The organism is Chryseobacterium oncorhynchi (assembly GCF_002899895.1).
GTDB lineage: Bacteria > Bacteroidota > Bacteroidia > Flavobacteriales > Weeksellaceae > Chryseobacterium > Chryseobacterium oncorhynchi.
This window is the reverse complement of record NZ_PPEI02000004.1, coordinates 317,541-336,561: the sequence shown is the minus strand read 5'-3', so window position 1 is coordinate 336,561 and position 19,021 is coordinate 317,541. Positions and strand designations below refer to the sequence as shown.

Sequence of the window (19,021 nt, the reverse complement as noted above, 5' to 3'; positions counted from 1 at the left end):
AACATTAAATCTTAATAAATCCTCAGAAATTCTGGGGATTTTTTTATTTACAATCATATAGGGTATTGTGGTTGAATTTTTGCAAAAAATCATTTTGATGAATGTATTATAATGAAAAAATGATTAGATTTGTGTAATTATTAAAATATTAGCGTATGAGGTAAAATTATTTTTTCACTACAGATACTCTGTAAAAAGGGATGTTTCAAAATCGTATTTGACTCCCGCAAAATAGGAAATACTATAATTCTTTTATTATCGTTATCATTATTAAATTAAGAAAAATATGAGTGGACTTTTACTCTGTAAAATGAGCCGGCCTTTTAAGGTGCTCATTGCATTGCTCTGTATGGTCGTCGGACTGTCCATGCAGGCACAAACAATTACAATTGGTACAGGAACAACTACAACTCAAAAATATCCTTTGGGTTGTAACTGGGGATTTGAGCGATCGGCTTCGCTTTATACTGCTGCAGAAATAACTGCTGCGGGGGGAGCTGCCGGGAATATCCTATCTGTAGGATGGAAAGCCACGGCAAGTGTGAACGTTGCCCTTCCTGTAAAAGTTTATATAAAATCTGTACCAAGTACAACCACAACCCTTACTGCACAAAACTGGGCTAATGCAACTACTGGAGCTACTTTGCTTTTCAGTGGAAATATAGACAGTATTCCAGTGGGATGGTATACTATTCCGTTACAGCTTCCTTATAATTATAATGGAACTGATAACTTAGTGGTATTAGTTGAAACCAATTACGGTGGATCCGGGGGAGGAACTACTACAGGAGCTAAATTCACTTACTCCAATGCAGCTTCTGGGCATATGACTCTGCAGGCTGATACCAATCCTCCTACAACAACTGGTACAGTTGGAAACAACAGACCTGATGTTCAATTAACTTTTGGTACACCTCCAACATGTTTACCAATGCCACCTGGAGGAGCAATAACTACAGGAACAATAGCAGCAACGAATGCTGTCATTAACTGGACGCCTTATACCCCTGCACCTGCTGGTGGGTATGATGTATATTATAATACAACCAATGTTGCTCCAACGGCAGCAACGGCACCGTCACAAACAGTGCCGGGACCAACAGCAACTCTTACTCCACTTGCACCAACCACAACCTATTATGTATGGGTTAGGGCTAGATGTAGTGCAACAGATCAGAGTGTATGGTCAGGGCCAAAAGCTTTTGCAACACCGGCTACATGTCCGGCTATGCCTACCAGCGGAACAATAACTACAGGAACAATAACACCAACGACTGCAGTACTAAATTGGACTGCTTACTCTTATGTACCTGCCGCAGGATATGATGTATATTATAGTACAACTGCTGCTGCACCAAACGCAGCAACAATTCCTTCGCAAACTGTTCCAACAGGAACAACAACAACACTTACACCGTTAATTCCTGCTACAACCTATTATGCATGGGTAAGAGCAAGATGTAGTGCAACAGATCAAAGTACGTGGTCAGGACCAAGGTCCTTTGCTACACCGCCTACATGTCTGCCTGTTCCATCAACTGCAGGCGCTTTAACAGTTGGTACGGTTACGCTTACCAGTGCAGTTATTAACTGGACTGCGCCTAACCCTGTGCCAGCAGGAGGATATGAAGTATATTACAGTACTTCCAATACTCCGCCAATTGCTACTACAGTAGGAACAGTGGTTCCAGGTACTACAACTACTTTATCTCCATTGGTTGCAGGAACTACTTATTACTGGTGGGTAAGAGCAATCTGTACACCTACAGATAAAAGTACGTGGGTTGCCGGACCTAGAATAGTGCCGGGCCAGATAGGTACGGGTACAAATAACAATACACAACTTCCTGTGAACTCTAACTGGGGATTCAACTATTCTCAACAACTTTATAAAGCAACTGAACTTGCAGCCGGATTAGGTACTGCTCGTTTGATTACTGAAGTGAAGTTTTATGTAGATACTCCTCAAACTCCTCAGACAACATATAACGACTGGATCGTTTATATGGGAAATACGTCTAAGGCTACTTTTACAAGTGACACAGACTGGGTACCGGTAGGTGTTATGTCTCAAGTATTCGCAGGAACAGTTGCTACAATGACTGCTGGAAACTGGGTGACAATTCCTTTAGCTGCTCCATTTGTATGGGATGGAACAAGCAATGTTGTGATTGCAGTTGATGAAAACTCACCTAACTATACATTAGGAGGAACAGCTTCATGGGGAGCTTATACCGCAGGAACAAACAGAGGGATATTATATCGTAACGATACTTCTAATCCAGATCCTGTATCTCCACCAACGGCGTCTGGAAGATATGCTGATATCCCAAGATTATTGCTTTCAGGAGTAGATTTACAACCTTGTACTACGGCTCCTCCTACTGGTATTACCGTTACTAATATTACGGCAAGTACAGCTATGGTGAGCTGGTTACCTACTACAGGAGCTACTTATCAAATTAGATATAAGGCAGTAACAGCTACGGCTTGGCAGCCAACAATTAGCGTAACAGCTCCTTTTGCAAGCAGTCAGATTCTTATTAATCTAGCAGATCAGACTCAGTATGAAGTTCAGATTGCTACGATTTGTCAAAGTAATACAGGAGCATTCTCTCCAAGTACTTTATTTACAACGCCAGCTCTTACATATTGTACGAATGTACCTCCTAATACTTCATCAGATGGGTATATTAGTAAAGTGGTTGTTACCCCTACAAATGCACCATTAATGGTTAGCAATTCTGGATATGATGGGTATAAAGACTACTCTGCTGATCCTACAAGATTAGTTACTTTAGTGAGAGGTACAACGGGGAATAAAATTAGTATCACTAAATTCTGGCCAGGTTCTACATCCAGTTATGGGGTAGGCGTATGGATAGATTTAAATAGAAATGGAGTTTTTGAAGCTAGTGAAAGAATGCTTACAGCAGCTAGTAACACTACAACTCCTGTAACAAACGGAACAGCAGGTTTCGATATACAACTTCCTCCTAACGCAGCTACTTATACAGGTACTCTTCTTACTCGTATGCGTGTAGTCATGATGGACGGAACGGTATCTTCTCCTTGTGGACCATTTGCATCATATAATGAAGGTGAAGTAGAAGATTATGCTGTGAAGCTTATTGATCAGCCAGCATGTTCAACCAATCCTCCAACAAATATTACAGTATCAAACATTACTGATGTTAGTGCTACGTTCTCATGGCTAGCTGCTACTGGTGCAACGTATCAATTAAGATACAGAGAAGTGGGAACTGCCACTTGGACGACAGTAACTACTATTCCTGCTCCAGGTAACGTTTACACTATTCCTGCTACAGCGCCTTTAAAAGAACAGACTCAATATGAAGTTCAGGTATCTACAAAATGTACAACTACATTTGGTGCATTCTCTGGATCTGTACTATTTACTACATTACCATTACAGTATTGTCCGGTAACAGGAAGTGGGGCGAACGATCATATTTCAAATGTAACAGTTATTTCTTCTAACTTAGGGGTACCTACAATGAGTAATAATACTGTTCAGAATAATTATACAAGTTATACATCTCCGGCAACACTTGTTACGTTAGATGCTGACTCTAATAATAATAAGATTTCTGTTGCAAAAGGATGGCTGGCTTCATCAGGTAATGATGCAGTAGCAGTTTGGATTGATTTTAACAGAAATGGTCAGTTTGAAACCAGCGAAAGAATTCTTAGTTCTGCGGGAAGTACTACTACACCGGTTACGGCTGTATTTAGTGTTCCTCCTACACCAACTTCGTATGTTGGACCGTATACTACTACAATGAGAGTTGTATTGAAGCGTTCAACAGCTGCTCCTACAGCGTGTGCAAATGCGATTGATGGAGAGGTTGAGGATTATGCTGTAAGAATCAGACCATGTAGCAATGTTACTCCAAACGCGCCTACATTTGGTACAACTACACATACTTCTATAGTAGTTAACCTTACTGGAGTACCTACAACGTCAACTTACCTTGTACGTTATAGAGTAGCGGGAACTACTACATGGACAGAAGTATATGCTTCTGCTGTATTGGGGAATGTTCCTCTTACGATTAATGGATTAACTCCAGCTACAACTTATGAAATTGAGGTAGCAGCAGTTTGTGGCGGTACTATTGGTACAGCTACTCCAATTAAAACATTCACTACAAGATGTGATCCTACACCTCCGAATGTGACGATCAGTAATATTACTCCAACTACAGCGTTGATTACTTGGGCACCACTTGCAGCAAGTTCTACATATAAGATGGAGAAAAGTGGGGACTACAGGATGGCCAAATGCAGAAATTGATTTACCAGCTGCACCAGCAAATACTTATGTATTAGGTAGTGTTATTCCTTTAGAATCATTCGTTACTTATGAGGTTCAGATTGCTAATAAGTGTAATGGGGAAACTGTATTTAACGATTATTCAAACCCTAAAGTATTCACTACTGAAAGAATATGTCAGATTCCGCCTCCAGGTTTAACAATTACTCAATTATTGCCAACATCTGCAGAAATCACATGGGATCCGTTCCCAGGAGCAACATATGTTCTTAGATATAGAAAAGTGGGTATTCCAAGTTGGACAGAAGTTCCTACAGTGGTTAATAATATTGTATTGACTGGTCTTGTAGAAATGACTAAGTACGAAATGCAGGTAGTGAATATCTGTAGTGGTACACCAGGAAACTATACGCCTCCTTACTACTTTACAACACCTACTGTAATTTATTGTAAGATGGCATCAGGAAGTGCAACTGGCGAGCATATTTCTAAGGTAACCGTTATTCCAAATGGAAAACTACCAATGGAAAATGCTTCAGGCGCATCAACTTATACAGATTATACAGGAGTTCCTAAAACGTTCATCGAATTGATCCAGGGATCTACAGATAATGAAATCATTATCGAGAAAAAATGGACAGGAAATACGTATAACGAAGGAGTTGCAGTGTGGATCGATTTCAACAGAAATGGAGACTTTGATATCAACGAGAAAATATTTACTTCATCTCCAAATACAACAAGTCCGGTATCAGGTAAATTCAGTGTACCAACAGATGCCTTTGTAAGTACAACAGACTACAAATATGTAGTGATGAGAGTTGCAATGGAAAGAGACGGTATCCCTGTTAGCTGTACGAACTTTAAGAATGGAGAAGTTGAGGATTATACAGTGAGAATTTCTAAAAAGTCAGTTGCTAACCCAATTGATCAGACAGATATCACGATCTATCCTAACCCTGTAAGTTCAGTATTGTTTGTTAAAAATATTAGCAAGAAAGCTAAATACAAAATTTACAATGCTGCAGGACAGGTAATCGGAAGCGGTATCCTATTGAACAACCAAATCAACGTAAGCAGATTGATTAATGGTGTTTATGTAATAGATATCGAAGACAACGATAAAACTGTTCAAAAGAAATTTATCAAAGAATAATAAGCTAAATTTCAGATAGAATAAGCCTCCAGAAATGGAGGCTTATTTTTTTATTGATGATATATAAATTTGCATTGTCTTTGGGTAAGGAAATCTCGATTAAATACCTCCAATAATAAACACTTCTCTGTTTATAGTAATACTTATTAGAGGTCTTACAATAAGCGTTTGATGATGAGGCTTAAAGAGGGCGGTAAGCCTCCACAGTTTAGTGTTAAATGCTGATAAAAGTAAGAATTACATAAGAAGATATAATCATAAACAAACGCCCTCGAAAATGAGGGCGTTTGTTTATTTAAAGCTAAAAAAAGATTCTTCAGGATTATTCAATAGAAAAGATCATTTTTTCAGTCTGCTCTTTTAATTCTTCCAGATTTGTATTATTATAGATGATACAATCTGCCATTTTAATTTTATCCTTTTCAGGCATTTGTTTCTCCATAACAGCCTCTACTTCACGGTAGGTTTTATTGTCCCTATCCATTACTCTTTTGATTCGGATATTATCCTCAGCTGTTACCAGAAGAGACTTGTAACATTGTCTGTTAAGTCTTAACTCAAATAATAAGGCAGTTTCCTTGAAAACTAAATATTTGGTCTGCTTTTTTACCCAATTTTCAAAATCAATGCGAACAGCAGGATGAATAATTTCATTTAATTGCTGAAGAAGATCTTTATTTTTAAAAACCTTATCGGCAACAAATTTCCTGTCATAAATTCCATTTTCATCATAAGATCCTTCACCTAGAAGTTCCTTGATTTTAATTTTTAGATCATTATTTTCATTGACGATAGCTTTAGCCCTGTCGTCAGAATAATAAACCGGAAAACCAAATTCCTCAATAAACTTAGCAACTGTAGTTTTCCCTGAGCCAATTCCCCCTGTTAAACCTATAATCTTGGGTGCGGGCGGCTCTACCTGTTGTGCTTCTGAATGTAATTCTTCCATAATTAAAAATTAATACCCAAAAACATCATTAAAGCTGAACGTTTCATCAAGTCTCACTCCTTTTTCAGTCATTTTAAGGCTTGCCAGTTCATTGTGGGCATCATGTTCAAAGAATAATAAATATTCGTTATCTACACACTGTTTTAGGAATTTTCCTTTTTCTTCCAGTGTTAAAAGAGGTCTTGTATCATATCCCATCACATACACCTGATTGATATGTCCGGCAGTAGGAATAAGGTCAGCAGCAAAAACAACTGTTTTTTCCTGATACTGAATAACAGGAAGCATTTGTTTTTCCGTATGCCCATCCACAAAAATGACATCCATTTTCAAGTCAGGAGCAAAACCATAATTTCCGGTAGTTGGAAGTGGTAAAAAGTTAAGTTGACCACTTTCTTGTATTGGGATGATGTTTTCTTTCAGGAAGCTTGCTTTCTCTCTGGCGTTAGGTTCAGTTGCCCACTGCCAATGGTTTTCATTTGTCCAGAATTGGGCATTTTTAAAAGCAGGTCTGTACCCTGTTCTGTCATCATTCCATTCTATGGCACCACCACAGTGGTCAAAGTGAAGGTGAGTAAGGAATACATCTGTAATGTCCTCCTTTACAAAACCATATTTCTTTAAATTTTTATCCAGATTGTCATCTCCCCAAAGAGAATAGTGTCCGAAGAATTTATCATCCTGTTTGTTCCCCAGACCACAGTCTACAAGGATCAGTTTTTTTCCATCTTCAATAAGCAGGGAACGGGTTCCCAACTCGATTAGGTTTTTGTCGTCTGCCGGGTTGGTTTTCTCCCACAGACTCTTTGGGACGACTCCAAACATGGCACCGCCATCCAGTTTAAATTTTCCACATTGTATTGGATATAGCTTCATATGTATATTTTGATTATTTCTTTATTAATTTCATTTTTTCAGCAACTTTCCGGGCATTATCATCTGATTGTTCAAGTTGTGAAATAATATTTTGAAAATCACCCTCTTTTCTGTTTTGAGATAGCTTTTGCTTGATGAAAATTTCAGTAGGGTTTATTTTAATACCAAAAGCCCCTTTCATTTCCTTTTCTACAAACTCATTTCCCATATCTTTTACCATCATGGGACACTGCTGAAACTTTTCATACTTTGAAGTCAGCTTGTCCAAATGGGCATAAAGTTCATCATGATTCATTAGTTCTACCTTTCCGTAAATTTGTACTGCTTCGTAGTTCCATGTAGAAACATTGATGTGATCATACCAGCTGCTGGAAATATAAGTATGTGCCCCTAAAAAATCACACAGTACTTCATCCCCGTCTTTTAAGGTCTTTGCCTGAGGGTTAGCCCTTGAAATATGAGTTTCAATATAAACATTTTCCGGATCATTTTCATTCAACATCATCATGGAATGAGTGGCTCGGATCTTATCAACAGAAGAAATAAGTAAAGCAAAAGAATTTTCTCTGATAATTTCTCTCATCAGATTCATATCTTCACTTCTGTATAATTTTGGAACAAACATAAATAACTAGTTTTCTTAAACCTCTCAACTTTAAAATTAAAAAAGTTCTCCCGGATTTCTGGGCCTTGAAATATTTAAATGATGATAAGCCTTGTCAGTAACCTCTCTGCCTCGTGGTGTTCTAATGATAAAACCCTCCTGAATCAGGAATGGCTCATATACCTCTTCCAGTGTTTCCGGATTTTCCCCAATGGATGTTGCTAGTGCAGAAATACCAACAGGTTTTCCCTTGAAGTTTTCAATCATGACCCGCATGATCTTATTATCCATTTCATCCAGTCCGAATTCATCTACATTCAGAGAGTTTAATGCATATTTTGTAATGTTGATCTCAATTTCTCCATTCCCTTTAATTTCAGCAAAATCACGTACCCTTCTCAATAATGCATTAGCTATTCTTGGAGTTCCACGGCTTCTTCTTGCAACTTCAATGGCTGCATCTTCATAAATGGTTACTCCCAATACCCTTGCACTTCTTTGAATAATCATAGATAAAAGTTCAATAGAGTAGTATTCCAGTCTGCTTTGAATACCAAATCGGGCAAGCATCGGCTTAGTCAGCATACCGCTTCTGGTTGTAGCCCCTACCAAAGTGAAAGGATTCAATCCAATTTGTACACTCCTTGCATTAGGACCAGTTTCCAGCATGATATCAATCTTATAATCCTCCATAGCTGAATACAAATATTCTTCAACCACAGGAGAAAGACGATGGATCTCATCAATGAAAAGAACATCATTTTCTTCCAGATTAGTCAATAGACCCGCTAAGCTTCCCGGTTTATCCAATACAGGACCTGAAGTAATCTTACAGTTAACCCCAAGCTCATTGGCAATAATATTAGCTAAAGTTGTTTTCCCAAGACCTGGAGGACCATGCAAAAGGACATGATCAAGCGCACCACCACGTCTCTTGGCAGCGGTCACAAAAACCTCAAGATTTTCCAGCGTTTTCCTCTGACCCGCAAAATCTTTAAAGCTTTGGGGGCGAATCTGTTCTTCCTGCATCAGCTCCTCTCGTGAGTAGTTTTCCTTATCTGGATGTAAAAAATCTGGCATTAATTCATTTCATTTACCTCAAAGATAACAAATTTAGGCTAAGGTTGAAATCAAGATTGAGAAAAGGTGAGATTGATGTTCTGCTTAAGCCTAATATTAGTGTCCGCCTCCAGAATGACTCATTCAAAAATGTAGTCAATTGATATATTTTAAGTATTTTTGAGAGGAAAAATAAAGTTTGAATTATCAGGAGTTGAATTTATTTACTTTGTCCTGATTCCTAAGAAATGACAAACTAAACATTGGCTTTGTCATACTGAAAGCATCGGAATATTTGAAATGATAAAACACGATAATTCATTTTCTAACCTTTAGCCTAAAATAATGAAATTAATAGGACCATTTAAGCAAGTCGTAACCCTTGCCAACTTACCATTAAGAGGAAAACTTGCCGATGAGCAATTGGAAATTATTGTTGATGGAGGAATTGTAGTGGATAACAATACTATTCAGCATATCGGAAGCTTTGAAACTTTAAAAAATGAAAATCCTACAATAGAAATCGAGCAGATTGAAGGAGAGCAGATTGTTCTTCCGGCTTTTGTAGACTCACATACTCATATTTGTTTTGGAGGTAACCGTGCCAATGACTTCGCAATGCGTAATGCAGGGAAAACATATCTGGAAATTGCCGAAAGCGGCGGAGGAATCTGGAGCTCTGTACAACACACAAGAAATGCTTCCGAAGAAGAGTTACTAACAACCTTGCTAGAAAGAATTAGCTTTCTGATTGATCTAGGTATCACAACAATTGAAGTAAAAAGTGGTTATGGTTTAGATGTGGAAAACGAACTGAAAATGCTTAGAATCATTAAAAAAGCCCAACAGTTCACAAAAGCTACCTTAGTTCCAACTTGTCTTTCTGCCCATTTAAAACCAAGAGATTTCGAAGGAAGCAATCCTGAATATCTGGAATATATCCTTACCGAGATTTTACCAAAAGTAAAAGAAGAGAATCTGGCTAATCGTGTAGATATTTTTATTGAAAAATCAGCTTTCCAACCAGAAGAAAGTAAAGAGTTTTTACTTAAAACTAAAGATTTAGGTTTTGAGATAACCGTTCATGCTGACCAGTTTACACCAGGAAGTTCAAGAATTGCAGTAGAAGTAGGGGCAACATCAGCAGATCATTTAGAAGCAACGATTGATGAAGATATAGAATTTTTAGCACAATCCAATACTGTTGCAACAGCTCTTCCCGGAGCAAGCTTAGGATTGGGAGAGAAATTTACGCCAGCCAGAAAACTATTGGATGCAGGTGCCATTGTAGCCATTGCTAGTGACTGGAACCCTGGATCGGCACCAATGGGGAACTTGATTACTCAAGCTTCTATATTGGCAACTTTCCAAAAACTGACAACTGCTGAGGTATTAGCAGGGATGACTTTCCGTGCGGCATTTGCATTGAATCTGGATGACAGAGGAAAGCTGGAGGTTGGTAAAAAAGCAGATTTTGTAACCTTTAAAACCAATAATTTCCAGAATGTACTTTATAATCAGGGAAGTTTGAAAGCTGAACATGTTTATATCGATGGAAATCTTGTTGATTAAACATAGAGAATATTGATTAGTAATAATCTTTAAAAACTTATTTAGATAAGCGTAAGGAGTTTTTTTATATAAACAATATTAATTAGCTTTACTGGATATAATGATGTGACTAAAATTGAATTTTTAAAGAATGATGCTTCAAAATATTTGGCAGGGTAGATTGGATGGAGAAGAGCTTCTCTTCCACAGACTATTTCAGAGAGTAAAAGAAGAACACAATTACGACAATATTTCAACGGGTGATTTCGTTTTACACGGATTCGCTGTTGATGAAGGAGTAAGGCGGAATAAAGGTCGCCAGGGAGCAAAAGAAGCTCCGAATGTGATCAGGAAAAATATGTCTAACTTCCCGGTGATTCTTCCGGATTTTAGACTACTGGATTTTGGTAATATTACCTGTGAAGACGGTAATCTGGAAAATACTCAGAATAATCTAGCTAAAAATGTCTCTAAAGTCCTTTTAAAAGGCGGTAAATCCTTAGTGCTTGGCGGAGGTCATGAAGTAACTTATGCCCATTATTTAGGTGTAAAAACAGCTTTTCCAGAACAAAAAATAGGGATCATCAATATAGATGCTCATTTTGACAACAGGCAGCCGGAAAAAGGAGTAGGACCAAGTTCAGGAACCGGATTTTGGCAGATTGCTCAGGACGGGCCCATTAACTCCCTACATATCGGAATTCAAAGGAATTCCAATACCTTAAAGCTGTTCGATACGGCACACCAATATGGGATGAAGTATATTCTTGCCGATGAATTATTCTTTGAAAACTTAACATCAATTTATCAACGAATTGATGACTTGATGAATAATGTAGATTTTGTTTATCTCACTATTTGTACAGATGTTTTTAATGCTTCTATTGCTCCCGGAGTTTCAGCTTCAGCATATAATGGTATCTTTGCAGATACAGCTTTTATGCATTTTTACAGACATATCTTAAAAAACAAAAAATTGGTTGCACTGGATGTAGCAGAAGTTAACCCGTCATTCGATATTCAGGATAGAACGGCGAGACTGGCAGCTTGTCTGGTGAATGAATGGCTAATGATGTAACAAGTATATTCTTCCGATAGAGAAAATCATTATTTTATTTACCCTTAAGGAACAGAATTTGCTGACTTTTTCGTGCTTTTAAAATAAAAGCGCTCATAAATTCATTAGCTGAATTTAAAACAGAAATTATATTATGGAACAATTAATTGAAAACAAGCTTATTAAAGCAGATGATGCGTTTTCAGTATGGAGAAAAGTGCCGTTTGAGGAAAGGCAGAAGTTAATTGCCAAAGCAGCAGAAATTTTAAAAAATAATTCAGAGAAGTTTGGGAAGATCATTACCACTGAAATGAATAAGCCAATTACGGAATCAATCGCTGAGGTGGAAAAGTGTGCACTAATGATGAATTATTATGCAGATGCTGAGAATACTTTAAAACCCGAAAAAGTTGAATCTGAATTTGCTTATTCTGAAGTTCATTATGTTCCGAAAGGTGTAATTTTAGGAGTAATGCCTTGGAACTTTCCTTTCTGGCAAGTCTTAAGATTTGCAACACCAGCCATTTTATCAGGAAATACAGTCGTTTTAAAGCATGCTTCAATATGTTTTGGAAGTGGAAATGCCATTGAAGAGGCTTTCCGTGAAGCAGGATTCCCAGAGGGTGTTTTTCAGAACCTTGAAGTAGGACATAAAGCCGTAAAAGAAATTCTTGAGCACGATGTTGTAAAGGGAGTAAGTCTTACAGGTAGTGGAAAAGCAGGGGGAGAAGTCGCTTCAATAGCTGGTTTAAATATCAAGAAATCTTTACTTGAATTAGGTGGAAGTGATGCTTTTATCATTTTTGATGATGCAGATCTGGAACAAGCAGCAAAGTCCGGAGTAAAATCAAGACTTCAAAATTGTGGGCAAACCTGTACGGCTGCAAAAAGATTTATTATTGATGAAAAGATTGAAGATGAGTTTTTACCAAAATTCATTGAAGAATATAAAAAATATGTAGTTGGAGACCCTTTAAATAAGGAAACTAACCTCGCAGGAATGGCTAGACCAGACTTGGCAGATGAATTAGAAGCTCAATTCAACAGAGCATTGGAAAATGGTGCCGAAATCATTATTCCTTTAGAAAGAATTTCTGAAAACGAGTTTATACCAGGTTTAATCAGAGTTAAGGAAGGTAACCCAATTCTAAAAGAAGAGCTTTTCGGACCTCTTGGAATGGTAATGACTGCTAAAAATGATGATGAGGCTTTACGAATAGCAAATGATATTCCGTTCGGACTTTCAAATTCTGTCTGGACGAAGAATGTAGAACGTCAAATATTCTTTATTGAAAACCTTGAATCCGGAACAGTAAATATCAACAGAATGACAAGTTCTGATCCACGTTTTCCATTCGGTGGAAGCAAGGCTTCAGGATATGGAACCGAGCTTTCTTTACTGGCATTAAAAGAGTTTGTAACGGCAAAAACGATTGTCGGAAATTAATTCATACAATGAACATGTAAAAAAGTATTGATAATAAAAGATATACTTAATAAATAAAAGACTCCCGAAATTAATTTTCGGGAGTCTTTTTATATTGAGCTAAGCGATGTAGCCTAAACTGTTGTTAATCTCAACGTATTTGTTTTTCCACCTTCGTATGATGGTGTTGCATTAATGTTGATTACAAAATCACCTGTTTCGATATACCCATAATTATGCGTTAACATATTTACCTGGATGATTGTTTCATCAGTAGACTTTTTCATATCATAGTAGTAAGCGTGAACACCCCAAAGAAGATTCAGCATAGTGATCACTCTTTTGTTTCCACTGTATACAATGATCTGAGAGTTTGGTCTGTGAGCAGCAAGTTGGAAAGCTGTATATCCTGAGTGAGTAAGCGTTACAATAGCAGAAACATTGGTTGTTTTAGCAATTCTTACCGCAGCAAGACATACTCTGTTTGTAATGAATCTTTCATCAATACAGTTGTAGTCTTTTTCAATCGGTTCATTCTTGTGTTGATAGAAATGAGTGGTTTCAATGTTTTTTACAATTTTAGCCATGTTTTCTACAACCTGTACCGGATATCTACCTACAGAAGTCTCACCAGAAAGCATTACAGCATCAGCACCATCCAATACAGAGTTCGCAACGTCGTTTACCTCTGCTCTTGTAGGTGTTAAACTGTTAATCATAGTTTCCATCATCTGAGTAGCAATAATTACCGGCTTAGAATAGAATCTTGCCTTTTCTACCAGATTTTTTTGAATGGCAGGAACTTCTTCCATTGGAACTTCAACTCCCAGGTCACCACGAGCAACCATTAATCCGTCACATTCCAATAAAATTTCCTCAATATTTTTAACCCCTTCAGGCTTTTCAATCTTCGCAATAATTGGAGTTTTGAATTTACCGTTTGGATGTTTTGCAATTAAATCTTTCAGATCAATAATGTCCTGAGCATGACGTACGAAAGAAAGAGCAATCCAGTCTACTTCCATATCCATCATGAAATTAGCATCCTGAACATCCTTTTCTGTTAAAGCAGGAAGAGAAACATTCGTATTAGGTAGATTAACTCCTTTTTTAGAACTTAATGGACCTCCTTGAATAGTTTTTGCTTTTACAGTATCTATTTCATTGGTTTCGATAACCTCCAACATTAGTTTCCCATCATCAATAAGGATTCTTTCACCTACTTTTACGTCTTGTGGGAACTGTTGGTAAGTCATATATACCTTAGTAGAGTCACCCTCTATCTTTTCATTGGTGAAAGTAAGAATATCTCCAGGATTTAGGTAAGAACCCTCCTTTACAACACCTACTCTTAGTTTAGGCCCTTGAAGGTCTCCCAAAATACCTACCGAATAACCATACTCATTATTGAGTTCTCTAATTATTTCAATATTTTTTCGAACTAAGTCGTAATCTGCATGTGAAAAATTTATTCTGAAAATATCAACACCCGCTTTCATTAAATCTAACATAACCTCCTTCGATGACGATGCAGGTCCTAGTGTTGCGATAATTTTTGTCTTCTTTAAATACTTATTCATAATATTGGATAATTTGATAAAGTTCCTCATCAGAACTCAGTGTATAATCTTGAATTGGAAACACAAGATTTTCAGGGAGCAAAATTACGGAAAAATCAGGAAACTGTTCCGAACTATGTAGAATATATTCCACATCTACCTGATTATTTAATAAAAACTTAATGTTTTCTTCTTCTGTAAAGAGTTCAGTTTGAACTTTTTTTTGCTTACTTTCCGAAGATTTATTAGAAATAAAGGTAAAGCAGGTCTTTGAAAACTTGTGATAGGCCTCATATCTTGGGAAAAAATAGTCAAAATAATCCCCGTGAAAGACAAGGTCTTTTTTTCTTGAAAACGAGAGGTTGTTATTTTGATTTATTTTATAGAAAAACTCATGAGCGGGTATATCTTTTGCTAATCTTACCAATGCTATGGTAATATCTTCAAATTCTATATCATCAAGATCATAAAGTTTTTGAATTTCCAAGTATATTTTCTTTTTTATTTAAAATATAAAATGCCCTTTGCGCAGCCTTTTCTTCTGCTTTTTTCTTGGAAGTTTCTGATGCATTGGCAATCTTTTCATCTCCCAACCATACATGACATCGGAATACAATAGCTTTGTTAGCCTGTATTTCCTCACAAGTTTCGTACTTTATATTTACCTTCTTCTTTTGGCTCCATTCAAGTAGGAGGCCTTTGTAGCTTACAATTTTATTTTCAAGCTTGTTAATCTCGGAAGGGGTCAAAAGTTTTTCCAAAATGATTCTTTTACAAGCATCATAATGGAAGTCCAAATATACAGCACCGATTAGGGCTTCAAATAAGTTTCCGGAGATGTTTTCCCCTAAAGCTGAAGAATTATTCTGCTTTTGCAGAAGACTTGTGAGCTTAAGGTCTTCTCCTAATTTATTAAGATTTTTCCTATTAACAATCTTAGATTTCATCTGTGTCAGGTACCCTTCATTGGCTTGAGGGTAGGTCTGGAACAAATGACAAGATATAATTGTACCCAAAACAGAATCTCCCAAAAATTCAAGTCTTTCGTAGTTGCTGTCTTGATTTTTAGAAGAATTTTTTAAAGAAAAAGCCTCACGATAAAGAGCAATATTTTGTACCTCTGTACCTAGAACTTTTTTAAGCTCGGTACTGAGAAAATAATCTCTTTCCGTTAATTGTCTTTTTCTTTTTTTGAGAAGGAATTTAGAAAAGTATTTCTGTAACTCCATTCATTGAATTTAGATTTTCTTAAATAGAACGCAAGCGTTATGCCCGCCAAATCCAAAAGTATTGCTCATGGCTACTTTTACATCTTTCTTAACAGCAGTGTTAAACGTAAAGTTTAGTCTACTGTCAATATTTTCATCATCAGTAAAATGGTTGATGGTAGGAGGAACAGTACCATGAATAATAGTTCCCAATGCAGCGATAGCTTCAATAACACCTGCAGCACCTAAAAGGTGGCCAGTCATTGATTTTGTAGAATTAATCTGAATGTCAAAAGCATGTTCGCCTAGTAACTTTGAAATTGCATTGGATTCTGCGATGTCTCCTAATGGAGTAGAAGTACCATGCATATTGATATGATCTACTTCATCAGCAGTTAAACCTGCATCTTCCAGACAACTTTTCATTACAAGGTAAGCACCAAGACCTTCAGGATGTGGAGCGGTCATGTGATGTGCATCAGCACTTAAACCTCCTCCTAGTAATTCTGCATAAATTGTTGCACCACGCTTTACTGCGTGTTCATATTCTTCAAGAATAATAGATCCTGCACCTTCACCCAATACAAATCCATCTCTGTCTTTGTCAAAAGGTCTTGAAGCTGTTTTTGGATCATCATTTCTTGTAGAAAGTGCCATCATTGCATTAAATCCACCGACACCACTTGCTGTAACGGCGGCTTCAGAGCCTCCGCATACAATTACATCTGCTTTTCCTAATTGGATCAGCATTTTGGAATCGATTATAGCATTTGCTGAAGAAGCACATGCAGATACAGTAGTATAATTAGGCCCATGGAAACCATATTCAATAGAAATATGTCCAGGAGTGATATCCGCAATCATTTTTGGAATAAAGAAAGGGTTGAATCTCGGAATTTCCGTATTAGCCCATCCTAAAACTTCAGTTTCAAAAGTCTCTAAACCTCCGATTCCGGAACCCCAGATTACACCGACTCTGTTTTTATCCACATTGTCTTCCATAATTCTGGAATGTGCTACTGCTTCTCTAGCGGCAACAAGTCCCAATTGAGTATTTCGGTCCATTTTTTTAGCTTCTTTCTTATCGAAATGCTGTAATGGATCGAAATTTTTCACCTCGCAAGCGAACTTTGTTTTAAAGTTTGTGGCATCAAAAAGAGTAATCGGAGCGGCTCCGCTCTCACCTTTCACAAGATTTTCCCAGTATTCTTTTGCATTATTTCCAATTGGTGTTATTGCTCCAAATCCGGTTACAACTACTCTTTTTAATTCCATAAACTTTGTTTAATTTCTTTTTGTTGAAGAATATTATTTATTTACTACTTCTTCGATGTAAGCGATAGCGTGTCCTACAGTAGTAATTTTTTCAGCTTGATCATCAGGGATTTGAATATTAAATTCTTTTTCAAATTCCATGATTAGTTCAACTGTATCTAGTGAATCAGCTCCTAAATCGTTAGTGAAGCTAGCTTCAGGAGTTACTTCTGTTTCTTCAACGTCAAGCTTATCAGCGATGATAGCTTTTACTCTTGATGCAATGTCTGACATAGTAAATTATTTTTTTTAATTGTTAGATGGTGCAAATATATAAAATTCTTTACGATAAAACATTTTTTTAGTCTTTTTTGTGGACAGGGATCTGTCATTTTAGGTTAGGTAGCTTTAGTGTTTTAGTTTTCAGCTATTTATATTTCATTCTATTATTGATGATTAATTTTTATTTTACGTTTAGCTGACTTATTTAAGAGATTAAATGTTTAAAAATGGTGGATTTTGATCCTGTTTGAGATGAAAAGTGTCAAAAGAGAAAGGTTTTTATCCATATTTCATGTTCATGAAATCAAAAAGATGGTTTTTTAAAAGAATGCATTCCAACTGTTATGTTTGAAAGTTGAAAAAGGATGATTTTTAATAGAAATGATGTAAATCAGTTGATGATTAACGAGAATGAGAAATTAATATGAGAAGATTTTAAAATAAAAAAAACACTGAAAAGATCAGTGTTTTTAGTGGAGTTGGAGGGATTCGAACCCTCGTCCAAACAAGCAATACATAAGATTTCTACATGCTTATTCTACCATTGGTTTTCGTCTGAAAGCAGAGGGCAGACACCCAACTTCCAGCTTATCTTCTGAGATTTTCGTGTTTTAGCCAAAGCATCTAAAACCTTATTTCTACATTACTATATCTCAGGATCAAACGCCGTAGAACGGAGCATTTGTGAGATATCTTGCTTCCTTACTATCTTCAGGAAAGCGCTTGAATCTTACTTTATTCGGATTAAGCTGCAAGAGCGAACTCTTCGTTGCCAGTTAAAGTTTTGTAGCAAGGGATTAAAGAGATCGCGCTACGGTTCTCTGCATGCTTACTTACCCATTGATCTTGCTGTCGAAACCAGTCAACCCCATGAATTAAGTGAACGCAAAGATAGAATATTTTGTTTAAATACAGTTAATATTAGCTATAGCTTTTTAAAATAATGATAAGTGTGAACGAATTGTGGTTTTGCTAACCGCGAAGAAATGCGAATGTAATTGGGAGTATTTATACCTTATTCTTTATTTTTCAAGAGTGCTTAGCCTCTTTGTTTCACTTGCTTTTTTCTAAATTGCTTTTTCAGGATAATTTGGATTAATAAACTCTAGTCGGTAATTGTCTTATATATTAGTATGTCATATGTTGTATTTTCTGTAATCTGGTTGTGGGAGTGGGGGATGAAGTTCTTTTATGGTATTTTCTAATGAGATAGGGGGATGATGTTAAGATAGATTTTATTATCAATATTGTTATAGAGTAATAGTGTCAGATTCTTAATAGAAATTATAATGAGAAAGCTTAACGAATTAGTTGTGGATAGAGTTTTTCTAAAACAGATAGGGAAAATAATGAAAAAAGATCAGTGTGTTTTTAAGATGGCTGCTAATTGATGTGAAATATGTATATTTTCTATTGTTACTTTATTTAGTATTTAAACCCTTTGTAGTAAGAGAATTTTATTTTTTTTTAAAGAAAAAGGAAATGAGATTTTGTACTTTGAGAAAAAAAGTCTAGTTTTGCAATCCAAAATGAGATGTAAAATATGTTAATAATTCCAGTAAAAGATGGTGAATCCATCGACAGAGCTTTAAAAAAATACAAGAGAAAATTTGATAAAACAGGTACAGTTCGTCAATTAAGATCTAGACAAGCGTTTATCAAGCCTTCTGTAACTTTGAGACAATCTAAGTTAAAAGCTGCTTACAAACAAAGAGCACTTAGCAAGGAAGAACAGGCTTAAGA

Annotated in this window: 15 protein-coding genes and 1 other RNA gene; 6 read left to right on the top strand and 10 right to left on the bottom strand. The window is 36.6% G+C overall.

Translation table 11 applies throughout. From position 1 onward, the window contains the following. Positions 1-286 precede the first annotated feature (286 nt). The gene (locus tag C1638_RS15140; protein ID WP_109622298.1) at positions 287-4,318 is read left to right on the top strand and encodes a fibronectin type III domain-containing protein; all 4,032 of its coding nucleotides are present in this window, start codon (positions 287-289) and stop codon (positions 4,316-4,318) included. After that, the gene (locus C1638_RS15135) at positions 4,284-5,453 is read left to right on the top strand and encodes a GEVED domain-containing protein (protein WP_165826543.1); all 1,170 of its coding nucleotides are present in this window, start codon (positions 4,284-4,286) and stop codon (positions 5,451-5,453) included. Before C1638_RS15140 ends, C1638_RS15135 begins: the two co-directional genes overlap by 35 nt. A 322-nt stretch (positions 5,454-5,775) precedes the next feature. Here the strand turns inward: C1638_RS15135 and coaE are convergent, their stop codons facing one another. Genes coaE through ruvB form a run of 4 tightly spaced genes read right to left on the bottom strand, consistent with a single transcriptional unit; the run spans position 5,776 to position 8,962 of the window. Further along, on the bottom strand, positions 5,776-6,402 hold the full coding sequence (gene coaE / locus C1638_RS15130) for a dephospho-CoA kinase (protein WP_109622294.1): 627 nt from the start codon (positions 6,400-6,402) through the stop codon (positions 5,776-5,778). 9 nt (positions 6,403-6,411) lie between these two features. Continuing rightward, positions 6,412-7,278, bottom strand: a complete 867-nt coding sequence (locus C1638_RS15125; RefSeq protein WP_109622292.1) for an MBL fold metallo-hydrolase — start codon at positions 7,276-7,278, stop codon at positions 6,412-6,414. Positions 7,279-7,291: 13 nt separating this feature from the next. Continuing rightward, the gene (locus C1638_RS15120) at positions 7,292-7,903 is read right to left on the bottom strand and encodes an FMN-binding negative transcriptional regulator (protein WP_109622291.1); all 612 of its coding nucleotides are present in this window, start codon (positions 7,901-7,903) and stop codon (positions 7,292-7,294) included. Positions 7,904-7,939: 36 nt separating this feature from the next. Next, positions 7,940-8,962: a Holliday junction branch migration DNA helicase RuvB gene (ruvB, locus tag C1638_RS15115; RefSeq protein WP_109622288.1), complete on the bottom strand. Its 1,023-nt coding sequence runs from the start codon at positions 8,960-8,962 to the stop codon at positions 7,940-7,942. Positions 8,963-9,286: 324 nt separating this feature from the next. Here ruvB and hutI point away from each other — a divergent pair, with 324 nt between their 5' ends. The 3 genes from hutI (at position 9,287) to C1638_RS15100 (ending at position 12,996) form a co-directional block, all read left to right on the top strand. Next, entirely contained in the window at positions 9,287-10,513 is a 1,227-nt protein-coding gene (hutI, locus tag C1638_RS15110) for an imidazolonepropionase (RefSeq protein WP_109622286.1), read from the top strand. Positions 10,514-10,643: 130 nt separating this feature from the next. Next, positions 10,644-11,570, top strand: coding sequence for a formimidoylglutamase (hutG, locus tag C1638_RS15105; RefSeq protein ID WP_228428173.1), 927 nt, complete (start codon positions 10,644-10,646; stop codon positions 11,568-11,570). 133 nt (positions 11,571-11,703) lie between these two features. After that, a complete protein-coding gene (locus tag C1638_RS15100; RefSeq protein ID WP_109622284.1) occupies positions 11,704-12,996 on the top strand; it encodes an aldehyde dehydrogenase family protein in 1,293 nt (430 codons plus the stop codon). Positions 12,997-13,109: 113 nt separating this feature from the next. Here the strand turns inward: C1638_RS15100 and pyk are convergent, their stop codons facing one another. The 6 genes from pyk to ssrA form a co-directional block, all read right to left on the bottom strand. Next, positions 13,110-14,555 carry a pyruvate kinase gene (pyk, locus tag C1638_RS15095; RefSeq protein ID WP_109622282.1) on the bottom strand — a complete coding sequence of 482 codons (1,446 nt, stop codon included), beginning with the start codon at positions 14,553-14,555 and terminating at the stop codon, positions 13,110-13,112. Then, the gene (locus C1638_RS15090) at positions 14,548-15,021 is read right to left on the bottom strand and encodes an IPExxxVDY family protein (protein ID WP_109622281.1); all 474 of its coding nucleotides are present in this window, start codon (positions 15,019-15,021) and stop codon (positions 14,548-14,550) included. The genes pyk and C1638_RS15090 overlap by 8 nt, the downstream gene beginning before the upstream one ends. Then, the gene (rnc, locus tag C1638_RS15085) at positions 14,999-15,763 is read right to left on the bottom strand and encodes a ribonuclease III (protein ID WP_109622279.1); all 765 of its coding nucleotides are present in this window, start codon (positions 15,761-15,763) and stop codon (positions 14,999-15,001) included. The genes C1638_RS15090 and rnc overlap by 23 nt, the downstream gene beginning before the upstream one ends. Before the next feature lie 9 nt (positions 15,764-15,772). Next, a complete protein-coding gene (gene fabF / locus C1638_RS15080; protein ID WP_106914519.1) occupies positions 15,773-17,017 on the bottom strand; it encodes a beta-ketoacyl-ACP synthase II in 1,245 nt (414 codons plus the stop codon). A gap of 33 nt (positions 17,018-17,050) precedes the next feature. Continuing rightward, positions 17,051-17,290 (bottom strand): acyl carrier protein, encoded by a 240-nt coding sequence (locus tag C1638_RS15075; protein ID WP_002976354.1) that lies wholly within the window; start codon positions 17,288-17,290, stop codon positions 17,051-17,053. Between the two features lie 459 nt (positions 17,291-17,749). After that, positions 17,750-18,148, bottom strand: a transfer-messenger RNA (tmRNA) gene (gene ssrA / locus C1638_RS15070). A 673-nt stretch (positions 18,149-18,821) separates the two neighbouring features. On the opposite strand from ssrA, the gene rpsU reads away from it, so the two are divergent. Further along, the gene (gene rpsU / locus C1638_RS15065; RefSeq protein WP_045501128.1) at positions 18,822-19,019 is read left to right on the top strand and encodes a 30S ribosomal protein S21; all 198 of its coding nucleotides are present in this window, start codon (positions 18,822-18,824) and stop codon (positions 19,017-19,019) included. Positions 19,020-19,021: the final 2 nt, after the last annotated feature.